This is a genomic window from Roseburia sp. OF03-24 (assembly GCF_003463035.1).
GTDB lineage: Bacteria > Bacillota > Clostridia > Lachnospirales > Lachnospiraceae > Roseburia > Roseburia rectibacter.
This window is the reverse complement of sequence record NZ_QSCK01000025.1, coordinates 1-13,850: the sequence shown is the minus strand read 5'-3', so window position 1 is coordinate 13,850 and position 13,850 is coordinate 1. Positions and strand designations below refer to the sequence as shown.

General features: G+C 39.3%; 15 protein-coding genes. All 15 read right to left on the bottom strand.

Annotation, left to right across the window (positions count from 1 at the left end):
• Positions 1-95: 95 nt before the first annotated feature.
• Positions 96-563 carry a cell division protein ZapA gene (locus DXA60_RS13035; RefSeq protein WP_117921847.1) on the bottom strand — a complete coding sequence of 156 codons (468 nt, stop codon included), beginning with the start codon at positions 561-563 and terminating at the stop codon, positions 96-98.
• 67 nt (positions 564-630) lie between these two features.
• Positions 631-1,623 (bottom strand): Holliday junction branch migration DNA helicase RuvB, encoded by a 993-nt coding sequence (gene ruvB / locus DXA60_RS13030; protein ID WP_117921846.1) that lies wholly within the window; start codon positions 1,621-1,623, stop codon positions 631-633.
• Between the two features lie 19 nt (positions 1,624-1,642).
• Positions 1,643-2,254 carry a Holliday junction branch migration protein RuvA gene (gene ruvA / locus DXA60_RS13025; RefSeq protein WP_117921845.1) on the bottom strand — a complete coding sequence of 204 codons (612 nt, stop codon included), beginning with the start codon at positions 2,252-2,254 and terminating at the stop codon, positions 1,643-1,645.
• A gap of 15 nt (positions 2,255-2,269) precedes the next feature.
• Complete coding sequence (locus DXA60_RS13020) at positions 2,270-2,767, bottom strand: Gx transporter family protein (RefSeq protein ID WP_117921844.1); 498 nt, start codon at positions 2,765-2,767, stop codon at positions 2,270-2,272.
• A complete protein-coding gene (locus DXA60_RS13015; protein ID WP_117921843.1) occupies positions 2,757-3,125 on the bottom strand; it encodes a NusG domain II-containing protein in 369 nt (122 codons plus the stop codon). Before DXA60_RS13015 ends, DXA60_RS13020 begins: the two co-directional genes overlap by 11 nt.
• Positions 3,126-3,337: 212 nt before the next feature.
• Complete coding sequence (gene miaB, locus DXA60_RS13010) at positions 3,338-4,828, bottom strand: tRNA (N6-isopentenyl adenosine(37)-C2)-methylthiotransferase MiaB (RefSeq protein ID WP_117921842.1); 1,491 nt, start codon at positions 4,826-4,828, stop codon at positions 3,338-3,340.
• 204 nt (positions 4,829-5,032) lie between these two features.
• Complete coding sequence (locus DXA60_RS13005; RefSeq protein WP_117921841.1) at positions 5,033-5,602, bottom strand: hypothetical protein; 570 nt, start codon at positions 5,600-5,602, stop codon at positions 5,033-5,035.
• Positions 5,595-6,167, bottom strand: a complete 573-nt coding sequence (locus DXA60_RS13000; RefSeq protein ID WP_147345392.1) for an ImmA/IrrE family metallo-endopeptidase — start codon at positions 6,165-6,167, stop codon at positions 5,595-5,597. The genes DXA60_RS13005 and DXA60_RS13000 overlap by 8 nt, the downstream gene beginning before the upstream one ends.
• Before the next feature lie 232 nt (positions 6,168-6,399).
• On the bottom strand, positions 6,400-9,198 hold the full coding sequence (locus DXA60_RS12995; RefSeq protein WP_117921839.1) for an LPD1 domain-containing protein: 2,799 nt from the start codon (positions 9,196-9,198) through the stop codon (positions 6,400-6,402).
• The gene (locus tag DXA60_RS12990) at positions 9,188-9,415 is read right to left on the bottom strand and encodes a hypothetical protein (protein ID WP_117921838.1); all 228 of its coding nucleotides are present in this window, start codon (positions 9,413-9,415) and stop codon (positions 9,188-9,190) included. The genes DXA60_RS12995 and DXA60_RS12990 overlap by 11 nt, the downstream gene beginning before the upstream one ends.
• A gap of 8 nt (positions 9,416-9,423) precedes the next feature.
• Entirely contained in the window at positions 9,424-9,999 is a 576-nt protein-coding gene (locus DXA60_RS12985; RefSeq protein WP_117921837.1) for a hypothetical protein, read from the bottom strand.
• Between the two features lie 685 nt (positions 10,000-10,684).
• Positions 10,685-11,479, bottom strand: a complete 795-nt coding sequence (locus tag DXA60_RS12980; RefSeq protein WP_117921836.1) for a DUF6674 family protein — start codon at positions 11,477-11,479, stop codon at positions 10,685-10,687.
• Positions 11,480-11,996: 517 nt separating this feature from the next.
• Positions 11,997-12,221 (bottom strand): hypothetical protein, encoded by a 225-nt coding sequence (locus DXA60_RS18895; protein WP_199536227.1) that lies wholly within the window; start codon positions 12,219-12,221, stop codon positions 11,997-11,999.
• Complete coding sequence (locus DXA60_RS12970) at positions 12,214-12,375, bottom strand: toxin-antitoxin system antitoxin subunit (RefSeq protein ID WP_117921834.1); 162 nt, start codon at positions 12,373-12,375, stop codon at positions 12,214-12,216. Before DXA60_RS12970 ends, DXA60_RS18895 begins: the two co-directional genes overlap by 8 nt.
• Before the next feature lie 230 nt (positions 12,376-12,605).
• A partial coding sequence (locus DXA60_RS18690) for a hypothetical protein (protein WP_330418426.1) occupies positions 12,606-13,850 on the bottom strand: 1,245 nt, incomplete at its 5' end.

Below are 13,850 nucleotides of genomic sequence, written 5' to 3'. Positions count from 1 at the left end.
TCTCTCCATCAAAAACATAAAAGGACGAAAATAATCTCTCCGTCCCCTCACTTTTTCCTGTATGACAGATTTCTGCTGCAGGCATCCATCTGTTATTAATCAGTTGTATCTTTCTGTTCTGTTTCATCTTCATCTGACGCATCTTCTTCGATCTTTCCAAGAAGAGACTCCTCTAATGACGATTCTAAACGCGCCTTATTCAATAGCAATTCACGGTTTTCTGTATCTAAACGCTTAATCTCTTTCTTATCATTTTCGGACTGGATCTGTTCTGCGATCAGATCGTGTTTCAGATCATAAATCTCTTTTTCTTTTGCCTCAATCTCACGTTCTAACTTCTCAGCCTGAGTTTTTGCTTTAAAATAATCATCTGCAATATTAAGCTCTAACAAGGTTGCTTTCATGTCGGCTGGAAATCTCTGATATCCCTCTATACTGTCAAATTCATTTATCTTTCCATTGATATAGACTGCAACCTTCTGAAGATATTCTTCGCTTTCGTATCCGCTTAATGTGTACACTTTTCCGCCGATCACAACTTCTGCACTTGTTTTCTCTGCCATTTATCTTCTCCTCCGGTCTGCTGTACAATATATGGTATATTATAATGACATTCAATGCTAAAATCAACTATTTTGTCAATCCGAAATGCTGATACGCAAAATCAGTTACCACACGTCCTTTGGGTGTGCGGTTGATAAATCCGTTTTTCACCAGATACGGCTCATATACATCTTCGATCGTTCCGGAATCCTCACCGATCGCCGCCGCTAACGTATCAAGTCCCACCGGTCCACCAGAGAACTTTTCAATCATGATCTTTAAAATATTACGGTCGTTCTGATCGAGTCCCATCTTATCAACCTCTAAGAGATCCAGCGCAAAGGCAGCAACTTCCTTTGATATCTTTCCGTCATATTTCACCTCTGCGAAATCCCTGACACGCTTTAACAGACGGTTTGCCAGTCGTGGTGTTCCACGCGAACGTCTTGCAAGCTCAAATGCACCTTCCTCATCAATTTCAACACCCAGTGTTTTTGCAGAATGAAGAATGATCGTCTTTAGTTCCTCCACCGTATAAAATTCCAGATGATGCACCACGCCAAAACGGTCACGGAGCGGTGCTGACAAAAGCCCCGCTCTCGTAGTTGCACCGACCAGCGTAAATTTTGGCAGATCCAGACGGATTGCACGCGCAGTTGCCCCTTTTCCGATCATAATATCGATCACATAGTCTTCCATTGCCGGATAAAGAACTTCTTCCACCTGGCGGTTTAACCTGTGTATCTCATCCACAAACAGGACATCCCCCTCCTGCAGATTGCTTAAGATAGCTGCCATCTCTCCCGGTTTTCCGATTGCAGGGCCACTTGTCACCTTAAGATGTGTTCCCATCTCATTTGCAATGATTCCTGCAAGCGTCGTTTTTCCAAGTCCGGGAGGACCGTAAAAAAGCACATGATCTAAGGACTCTCCCCTTTGTTTTGCCGCCTCAATATATATTTTTAAATTTTCCTTTGCTTTCTGCTGTCCGATATAATCATCAAGCGTCTGCGGACGCAGGCTTTTTTCAATTTTAATATCCTCTTCCTGCACCTGCGTGGAAATGACTCTTTTTTCCATTTAACTTTTCACCACATTTCTATAAAAATGCCATCTTCTTCAATGCCATCTTTAATATTTCTTCCACATCCGTCTCTTCCGTGATCTCAATACCGTTTAATGCCCGAAGAGCTTCGGAAGACGAATAGCCAAGCGCGACCAGAGCCTGTACTGCCTCATTCTTAGTGCCACTGGCATGATTTTCTGTGGACTCACCTGTCTTTTCAAATTTCTGTTCAAATGCATCTTCCAGACTCAGTTTGTCTTTTAATTCAAGAATCAGTCTCTGGGCTGTCTTTGCACCTACTCCCGGTGCCTTAGCGATTGCTTTCGCATCATCACCGAGAACTGCAAACCTGAGATCATCCGTCGTCATCACGGATAAGATCGCAAGTGCTCCTTTCGGTCCGATTCCACTGACACCTAACAGTAACTTATAAATCTTTAATTCGTCCTTTGTCAGAAATCCAAAAAGCAGCATGGCATCTTCCCTGACATGCAGATAAGTATATACTTTTACTTCTTCCCCGACAGAAGGAAGATACCGGAATGTCTGTCCTGTCGTGTAAATATGATAACCGATCCCACCGGTCTCCACCACGATACTCTCCTCGTCCATATCCGTCAAAACACCTTTGATGTATGAATACATGCTAAAATCCTCCTGTTACACCATCCGTTTTCCGATCCGTTTTATCATTTCCTGTGCCGCAATACCGACCAAAAATCCAGTCAGTGCACCGGCGATCAGCAGCACCGGCATATAATAAAAAATATTATAATTTTCCACAACATAAGCAGCCACAACAAGCTGACCTACATTGTGAAAGATTCCGCCACTCACACTGACAGGCAGAACACCAAACCATTTTGTTTTTTTCAGCAGATACATCACAAGAAAACTAAGCAGTCCGCCTGCAAGACTATATAAAATACTGAACATATTTCCAAACAGGAAACCGGAAAGTACAATACGCAGTGCAGACACTGCCAGTGCTTCTTTCGTTCCCACGCAGTAAAGCATCAGAACCACAACTATATTTGTTAGTCCAAGTTTTACACCTGGTATTCCAAAATAAAACGGAATCAGTGATTCCACATAGCTGCAGATGAGTGCCAGTGCCAGGTAAACACCTAAATATGCTGTTTTTTTCTTATCTCGCAATGGAATCCAACTCACTTTCTCCGGCACCGATCACCTGCACCACTACTTTGTTCGGGAGACAGACGATCGTCTCATTTGTTTTTGAAATAGCTTTCTGATGCACACAGAGTTTGTCCGGGCAGTCAGCTTCCGTCACATCAGCTTTTCCGTCCTTTATCACAAGCAGATTCGTTGTTTTCCCATCTTTCCGGATCGGAATCTCATCATCCTCATCAAGCGGGTAAGTACCATAAACCTTTCCATCTACCGTAACCTCCACACTTGCACCGGTATTCTGATGTGTCAGATAAAAACCTGCCGCAAACCCTGCCAGACAAATAAAAATAACACTTAAAAAAATGATATCTCTTTTCTTCATAAAATTTTACACTTACACTGTCTCACCCATATAGTAGAAGCCAAAGGCTTCTTCTCAGGATTTTATACACACTCACCCATATAGTAGAAGCCGAAGGCTTCTTCTCAGGATTTTATACACACTCACCCATATAGTAGAAGCCGAAGGCTTCTTCTCAGGATTTTATACACACTCACCCATATAGTAGAAGCCAAAGGCTTCTTCTCAGAGTTTTATACACACTCCCCCATATAGTAGAAGCCTTTGCATTCCAGAAGTTTCACATCCACGATTTTTCCTATCATATCCTCTGTTCCAGGCAGATGTACTACCGAGTTATTGCTAAGTCTGCCAGTCACAAGAGCTGCATCCTGCTCATTTTTTTCTTCGATCAAAACCGGAAGTGTCTGTCCGGTCAGCGCTCCGGCTTTTTCTGCGGAAATAGTCTGCACTTCTTTTAACAAACGGTCAAAACGTGCTTTGATCACGTCATCCGAAATCTGATCGTCCATCACGGCTGCCGGGGTGCCGGTACGTTTTGAATAAATAAATGTAAATGCACTGTCATAACGCACTTTACGTACCACGTCCATGGTTTCCTCAAAATCTTCCTCTGTCTCTCCAGGGAATCCGACAATAATATCCGTTGTAAGTGCAATATCAGGCACTGCGGCACGGATCTTATCTACCAGTTCTAAATAATGTTCCTTGTCATAGCGGCGGTTCATCAGTTTTAAAATACGGCTGCTTCCTGACTGTAATGGAAGATGCAGATGTTTACAGATCTTTTTGGAATTTTTCATAACTTCGATCAGATCATCGGAAAGGTCCTTTGGATGGGAAGTCATAAAACGGATACGCTCAATGCCATCTACCTTTTCGATCTCCTGCAAAAGCTGTGCAAACGTCATTGGCTGCTCTAAATTTTTGCCATAAGAATTGACATTCTGTCCCAGGAGCATAATTTCCACAACTCCGTCAGCCGCAAGGCGTTCCACCTCACGGATGATTTCTTTGGGCTCTCTGCTCCGCTCCCTGCCGCGCACATACGGTACGATACAATAACTACAGAAGTTGTTGCATCCAAACATAATATTAACACCTGATTTAAAGGAGTATTTTCTTTCAACCGGAAGATCCTCAACGATCTTATCGGTATCTTTCCAGATATCGATCGTCATGGATGTACCATGACCTGCCGCATGCTCTGAATAACTGTTTTCCAATGCGGTAACGATCAGCTCTGCAAATTTATAGATATTATGTGTTCCAAAGATCAGGTTTACAAAACGGTAACTCTGTTTAATCTTTTCTACTACTGTCGGTTCCTGCATCATACAACCGCAGAGTCCGATCATCATAAATGGATTTTTCTTCTGAAAGCCGTTTAAGTATCCCAGTCGTCCGTATACTTTATTGTTTGCATTCTCACGAACTGTACAGGTGTTATAAATAACAAAATCTGCTTCCTCGGAATCTTCCTGCACATAGCCGATCTTTTCCAGAATACCGACTAATTTTTCGGAGTCCCTTGCATTCATCTGGCATCCGAATGTTTGAGTAAAAAAGGTTAAGGGAGATCCTTTTTGCTCCGAAAGCTGTCTTACATAATCCCTTGCAATATCAATAAAATAATACTGACGTTCCGGTTCTGTTGACGGAATCTGTTTTTTATCTGCAATGCGCAGTGTCGGGCGCACTCCCGTTGTAACTTTCTGACTCATATAACTGTTAAATCCTCACTGTTTCTTTTGCTTTTTCTAATGGTCTTACCTGACTATTTCCATACTCATGTTATGTGATTCTATCATATTATGATAGCAAATTCAATCTGGGAATTTTCCCGGTTCATATCAACACTTTATTAATTACTTATCTATCAGTTCTCAGACAGACTCAAAAACCCTCCTTTTTCTCTTGGATAGAGTCTAAGGAGGGTTACTTTTACATCCTTTTTTGTTTGTTATGATTATACATTTGCATATTGGAAATAATTTCCCGCTTATTATCTTCCTCTTTCTTATAAAGAGATATTTTGCAATTATCTTAGGCAGCACGATAATCGAAGACACCACTTCTGCTGTTGATGAAATACCCAGCGTAATTACAGTCGCATCCGTAACTTTTGTGCGGAACATAAATACAAGAAAATACGGGAACAATATAACAAAAAATAAAACAACCATCACACATATAAAAAATATTATTTTTAATACATACTTTTGACGTTCAGTATTCTTTACCGACTCATTAAAATTTTCCAGATATTTTTGAAATTCTACATCCATATGCATATAAGAATTTTGGAACAATTCCGAAATCTCTTTTTTATCGCTAGCATATTTATTTTCATTTTCACTCTCAGATATCGATTCATCCACCAAAAGATTCTCAATATCTTCAGATACGTTGCTGGCACTCGGATTGAATTCCAATGCACTTATATTCAGAGAATCACAATCATTTGAATTATTACCAACCTGATTTATATCACTCATAGCCTAATTCCTTAAAGCGCTTATCTACTGTGGCTCTTTCCACCAAAAAATCCTTGCATATTTTTGAAATAAGATCTGACCTTGACAGATTATTGTGCTGCGATATATAGGCTTTCATGAGTTTTTTAGGAAGGAGTAAATTAGCCGCAAAAAAATCCGCCTGATCCTCTATTAACTTTTGACTGTCTGTCTGCTCTGCACCGCCATGATACCGTTCATAAAAATTTGTATTATCCTTACAATGAAGCATAAAATGACCGATTTCATGTGCCACTGTAAATGCTTGTCTCTCCAATGAATCTTGCTTATTTAGCAAAATTGCCCGATACATTTGTTTTCCACCAACGTTTAAAGGCTCATCGCCATCCCACATAACACCATAAACATTATCTTGTTTAAATTTCCCATAAATAATATCAAACTCTAATTTTCTGGCTATTTGAAAGACATTAATAGGATATGATGTAATTTCACATTCTGAAAAAATTTTCTCAATATTTCCATCCATGGAATATTGATTTCTTCGTATTTCTTTAACATATTCTGGTGTACTCTTCTTTGACATAATTTTATCCCTTATCACATTATGTAAATAAATTACTGTTCCGATCTTTCTCACCCTTTCGTCATAAATGTATCTATAAACAAGTGAGAAATTTGTAGAATTAAGTATTTTAAAGACAACAAATCTATTATAGCAATAAATAGGATTTGCAAACCATGCCACATGTAAAATATCCCATAGTGCACGCAGAAATGTCAAAAATTATCCTAAATATGAACCATCTCCTGATCGCTTACCTTACCTTTCTTCTTTGCTGAATATATTCTGCACATTCTGCATTTTCTCCCTGCGACTGCATATCACGATATTTTTCTATATCAATGTTCTCCGTTGCCGGTTTTAACAATCCCATTTCACGACACTCTGCAAACAACCTGTCAAAGCACTGATTCAGCTGTTCTCTTTCCTGTCCCTCCGGCAATGCTTTGATCAGCTTTGGCTCGGACTCTGAATAATCATACATAACTGCAGATTCAGAATGTCCACACAAATAATCAGATTTCCATGGAAGTTTATCATGTATGTAACATGCAAATGCACGAGCAAACATTTCCTGCGTACTCTGCCAGTATCCCTTATCTTCTTTCCCATATATGGCATCTGCCTTTACAGAATTTTTAAAAAACTCTGTTTCCACCATTGCCTCGGTTAATCCATTCCTTTTCGTGCATTCGAACACATAAACAGCACGATATAATGTATCCCGGACATCCTTAGTGATAATATGTCCCAGAGCACTTTTTCTTAATTGATTCAGTTCCTCTACCCTTTCTGCAATCCATCTGATCTTATGGTCTTCCGTCCGATCCGCTCCATCTAATTCAATACTGATCTCTTCCGGCATAGATAAAATTGTTTCTCTGATTTCACTCAGCTTATCTGTATACATACTTTCCATTGTATCTTCCGGAAATAGCCGATTCAAAATAGAATTCATATATCTCTCTGCACGAATACATGCAGTCTCATTCATCTCGGCTAATTCCTGCTCCGTAGCTGGCCGGTATTTCATGGTATGGATCAGCATCCTCATTGACTGTGGGATTTTTTTGCTTCCAGCATGCGTACTCATAAATGTCTGTTCTCCCACTTCATGGTCAAGACCAAGTTTTTTTCCGATTATATCATCAAATGCATGCCCCCATTCATGTGCCAGACTTCCAGCACCACGCATTTTTGTCAGATTGATTACTTCTCTCATTGGCTCATAATGTGCCAGGGCATTACCGCTTCCTCTCGCTCCAAACGCGATTGAAAGTCTGTTTCCCAGGGCAATGTCTGTCGGATCTATTTCTAATGCATATGCCAAATCCATAAGCGCATCATATCCCATATCCAACACCGCCTGCCGGTCTTTTTCATTCATCCAGTTGCCGAACTCTCCCCCTGCAAATCCGAACTTTTCCATATATTGCTTACCAGTTGCCGGATTTTCTGGTGTCACATCATACGAAGGACCATTTCTTTTAATTTGTTCCAACTGTTTTGGGACAAATTTTTTCTTGCGTGTGCTATTGCCCCGTTCTGCCGCCTTTCTTGCATATTCAATCGCTTCCGCCTGAGACTGTATACCGTCCGCAATCCTGCACTTTCCTTTCATTACAACATATTCTTTTACTCCAGGCAAATAACGAATAGAAAATCCTCTTGGCAGTTTTTCATCCTCAGATACCCCAAATTGTTCCTTTGCTATTTTACGATCTATCGTTCTGATATTCATCTGCATTGCATTTAACAGTCTGTTCGTTACCGCATATCCTGCCTCTGTCGGTGTTACCGAAAATGCCGTTGTCTGCATAATATACTTGCCGGTTTGTGTAAATTCAAAGAAAAAAGAATTTATATCTGGATCTGTCTTTACCTCAAATAGCATCTCTTTTACATCCTGAATTAAATGGATATAATCTTCCTGGCGTTTTCTGATCTGTTCCGGAGTTACATCATTCCTTGAATACACAACCTTAGCCGGAAGCGCATTTCGAACTTCTTTCATAAAAAATGCAGCATGTACAGGCATCCCTTCCTGAATCAGTTTCATATAATCCGGTTTTTTCCATATATTATCCTTTGTAATATACTTTGCTGCTTCTGCAGCATTCATATTCTGAATGTCTGTGATATCCAGACCGCGATCCTTCCATAAATCCTTTCTTGCCCCACCGATCTTCTTTCCAAAATCTTCAATTTTATTACGGGACGTCCCATTCTCTGACGGAATATTTTCCCGGACTGGATTTTCTGAAATATCCTTCTCTGTTATATTTTCCTGCTTATCATCCTTAACTGGATTCTCTTTTTTTGTGACAGAACCTTCCGTCTGACTTTTTTCTTTCTTATTTAACTGATAAATCTGACTGTTGATCAGCTGTATCACTTCATCAGCATGTTTTCTGGCATTCTGCAGCATTTCTTTCTTATCTGTAATCTTCATATTCCGGATCACTTCATTGTCCAGATTGGGAAATGAATGACTCTCCATATTGAACCCATAATTCCTGTAAACTATATAATTTACAATTTCAGCCTGCAGTCTGTTATTGATTTCTACTATGTCATCATCACTTTCTGTCGCATTGTAAAACAGATATCGTTTCAACACTTCATTTTCTGTCGTATGATTTAGTTCTGTAAGCAGCCATATTATTTTTTCCTTATTTATCTGCTCACGCTTTTCTTCTTTCAGTAATTCTGACATTTTTTCCGGACTTGCGTTCGTTTGCTTCATATCAAACACGTATCCAATTTTAAAAACCAAATGTCCACTGCTTCCTGTTGCTGGAACCAGAACAGCTACTCCCTGTTCACCAGCATGTACATATAGCCCCTTGTTTTTCCAGTATCTGAAATTCTGTACTTTCAAAGCATCTGGTCTTTGCGCCATGATCATCGCTGTATTATGTACGGAATAACCGGGAATCCGCATCTGAAAATCAAGATACTGTCTCATACCTTTCTCATCAGCAAATGCACTTCTTATTACCTCTTCAGCTGCTGAAAATAATCTTTTATATTTTTCTTCATTATTCTCCATATCCGGTGCCCTCCCCTCCCTGCTTCAATTCCAGCAATTCTTCATCAAAAAATACGATCAATGATGCCGTATCTTTTCCCATCTTGCTGCACTCCAATATAAACTGTACTTCTTCCATCTGTTCTTCCGTTCCATAAACGGCTACCATCTCTTCTTCCCAGAATGGTTTGACCAATATATGATTCTCATCTACGATCCCTGTTATAATTCCATACATTTTATAAATTACCTTGCCCTTCCTCTTTTAAATGATAAAAACTCATCTTCCAGCTCTTCATTTTCTTCGCAGCTATCGTCCTCATAACTGTTCTCTTCTATCTGAAATTTGTTTTCCCATTCTTCCTCCTCACATGACTCCCATCCCTGACATGGATCACCTTTTGACGGCTTAACACACTCATAATCCATTTCTTTACTTGTGATCTTAATCGGATACTGCAAGACAAAGTTATCCTCATCATAGCAGGCAATTACAATGCCCAGTAAACGCAGCTCACAGTCAAGATTTTTACCCTCATAATAATTTCGAAGATTACGCACATTACTTTCGGTACTGTCACAACGCCATTTTCCGGCTTCAATTCGTTCTATGATTTCCGGAATCATCTGCTTATTCCATTCAACAATCAGATCATAGACATCGTATATTCCAAAATGTCCATAACCGTCATAACATCCCTCATAAATCGCTTTTCCATATTTTTCCTGAAACGGCGGTGGAACTAACAAATATGCATCTGCTTTTTTGTTATCTACCAGTTGTTTGTCCGTGTCTGAATAAATCCAGCTAAATTGTCCCATAAATCCTTTTCCTCCTTAATCGTAAATGATGATTTTAGTATAGAAAGTAGTTTCTGGGTTTTCAACGGAATAAAAGAAAGGATTTGACTATTTTTGTTTCCTTTAGGAAAATACGGATAAAAGAAAAAGGAAGATGCTCTTTTGTCATCTTCCTTTTTACATTCATTGCTTATTCTATTTTTCAACTTTATTCGTCATTTTATTATTGCACACTCTATTCTTACCTGTTACAATCATTTACGGGTACTGCCATAACGGTAGGCGGTTAGTCCTTCAACAGAGGGACTGTGACCCTCTGATTACATAGAAACCTGAAAAGGAATCTAAAGAAGTCTCTGACTTCCCGGAAAGGAGGGCTAAGCCAATGAGTATTGTAGATTTTATTGCAGTGGTAAGCTTCGGCTTAACCTGCTTTTGTGCCGGATACACATTCGGTAAAGATAATAATAAGCCACAAAAATAGCCGCCCACGTCTGGTAAACTAAGCGGCAATTTTTGTCAAACTAATTTACTTGGATTAGCCGTCTATCGGCAGTACCCTTTTCTAGTTTCATACTATCATACTGTTTCTGATCTGTCAAAACATTTATTCTCAAGTTCTCTTCTACACCGCTCGCAAGATTTATGTTCACTTGCTTTCCAATCCTCTTTGAATATGGATTCTTTTAGATAAATTATTATAAAACTATCTTTTTTTATGCAGACCTCTCTTAATGGCATCATCCGTTTTCTTTTCAAGTGATGCCGATGTATGATATGTCTTTTCATCCTGAACAAACTCACCAGCATACCAGCCTTTGGCCTCCTGTGATAATGTTTCACACCTATTCAATGCATTATCTGTTAACTGTAAAATGTTTCCTAAAATCTCTTTTTCTTTTATGAATGGCTTCTTTATTACATCCATTTTAGATGAGATGCTTCCAACGTTCTGTTGTTCACTTTTTCCTTTTAAAATATTTACAGAATGTACTGCCTGTCTTTTTGCTTCATCCATGCCTTTACCAAACATGTCAAGCCGTTCAATCATTTCATCTACCTTAGATAAATTTGCTTTCGCCTTGTTCTCTATTTTTTTTAATCTTTCTCCAATTTTAAAAAACTCTGTCACACCATTCAGTGCTTTTATTCCCTCTTTTCTTACATTTTTTACAATTTCCCCCGCCTTTTGTTTCATGGTATCTTTTGTTTGTGTCAAGTCTTCTTTCATTTGTTTATACTGCACAGACAAATGATCTACTGTCGTTTTTAAATATGACGTCATTGATGTCCTGTTACCAGTTTCCGGTATATTTTTTAACTGGTTCTGTACATCTCTGACTTCCGTTAATAACTGATCTAACTTTGCATCAATTTTCCCAACATACACAGCCATTGCAACAATGTTTGCAGCACTCTCCATTTTTTGATTTTGCTTTAAAAGTTCTACTAACTCCGCAATAGAATCCATTTCTTTTGCTATCTGTTTTTCCGCTACCATATAATCTTTTCCTCCTTAATCGTAAATGATGATTTTAGTATAGAAAGTAGTTTCTGGGTTTTCAACGGAATAAAAGAAAGGATTTGACTATTTTTGTTTCCTTTAGGAAAATACGGATAAAAGAAAAAGGAAGATGCTCTTTTGTCATCTTCCTTTTTACATTCATTGCTTATTCTATTTTTCAACTTTATTCGTCATTTTATTATTGCACACTCTATTCTTACCTGTTACAATCATTTACGGGTACTGCCATAACGGTAGGCGGTTAGTCCTTCAACAGAGGGACTGTGACCCTCTGATTACATAGAAACCTGAAAAGGAATCTAAAGAAGTCACTGACTTCCTGGAAAGGAGGGCTAAGCCATGAGTATTGTTGACTTTATTGCAGTGGTAAGCTTCGGCTTAACCTGCTTTGGTCTTGGATATACCTTTGGCAAGGATAATAATAAGCCACAAAAATAGCCGCCCCGGTCTGCAAACTAGGCGACTATCTTTGATATTCAAATAGCGAATCGGACTAACCGTCTATCGGCAGTGCCCCTTTTTCTAGTCTCATACTATCACACTGTTCCTGATCTGTCAAAACATTTATTCTCAAGTCCTCTTCTGCACTGCTCGTAAGATTTATGTTCACTTGCTTTCCAATCCTCTTTGAATATGGATTCTTTTTGGGATTTAATTTTTTAATATCATATTCTTTTCTCATTCTTATTACCTTTTTCAATATTCTTTTATCATTCATATGTTTCCAACTCATCTATTGTCTTTGTAATAAAATCCCCCGCTTCTGCTTCGGCAATAGATTTATCCAACATAGAAAAATATTCTGTATTTTTCCCTGTTTCCTTTTCACTGTTTTCTTTTGATGTCTTATCTAAAATATTTTCTCTCTTCACACGTACTCCATTCCACAGTCCGTTTTATCAAATCAAGTTCCAGCTTACAAAGCCTGTACTCTTTATAAAAGAACAGCAGCATCATATTTAAAAAGACCGTATAAATTATCAATATAATCAAAATTACAGTCATCTTTCCCTCCAAATCATAGCACATCACTCATTATCCTACAATATACAATAGGGAAGATGCTCATGTATCATCTTCCCTTATTGCGACGTCGCAATTTTTATCTTACTTTATTCGGCGCCATAAAACGATTATAAAACTCTGTCAACGCATCTGGTTCTTTACTGTTTCCAATACCATGGTCCTGAATGTACTGCTTCATCTCCAGAATCGTTTCATGCGGGATCAAAAACTCATCTTCCGGCGTGTCATTTTTCAAATTATCAAATGCCCTCTGCAGTGCGGCGCGATATTCCGGATTTGTCATCCAGATAGAATTTTCTTCCAATCCGCCATGTTCATGATCTAATTTAAAATATTTCTCACTGATAAATCTGGTCTTTCCTTCCGGCTTTTCTACAACAGGCGTTGTGTCAACTACATACACCATGATCTGTTTCACATAAGTATTTCCTGTATGGTCAACTACAGTCAGATTCTCGGATGTTGCAAAATCATGCTGCAGGTTTGTAAACTCACTTTCCTGATAGTCCGGGATCGTAAAGGATGTGAAAACCTCCGGATCACTTGGAGCAGGGTTTGTTCCCGGTAAAATCGGGCTTCCATCCTCACGGTCGGTCGCTGTTGCATGTCTTAAAATCTCTTCTTCCGTGATAAATCCGCTCTGTGCCTGCTCTAAAGTGTAATACAGATCCTGCGCCTGAATCCACGGACAATCATCCCATACAGCATAAAGTGTGATCTCTCCACCATCTTCTGCTACAAGGTTCTGAACGATATCTCCGGCTTTCCACTTCGGGATAAAGGTATCTTTGCCATCTTCCAAAGCCCATCCCATAAAAATGGATGCATATACCTTTTTCTTTGGTGCTTCGGCTTTCTTATCTTCTTCAATTTCATCCAACTCCGCGTCATTACCATCTTTTCCAGTATCCTCGTCCTCGATATCTGAATTCTCATCATCTTTGGTTTCAGTATCTTCGATTCCAGTTTCTTCACTTTCGGCATCTTCCTCTTCATATCCTGCCATCATTGCCTTTGGAATTGCCCCTGAAATGACACCATCTGTCACATTCTGACCATCGAGTGTGTATTTCACATAGGCTGCTGTTCCATCTGCATTCCATACATCCGGCAGTGTCACATCGGTATCATACGTGGTTTCGATATCGTCGATATGTCCGGCTCCGCCGTTTGGATCAAAATGGATCGTATATCTATTTGCTTCTGCATTGGCTGTCATCGTGACATCTCCTGCCGGCATTGTGAATGTAAATTTCTTTGTATCCACGGTCTGATCTCCACCGGAACCTCCGGTATAATTACCAGTCCAGTTCAGCCAGTG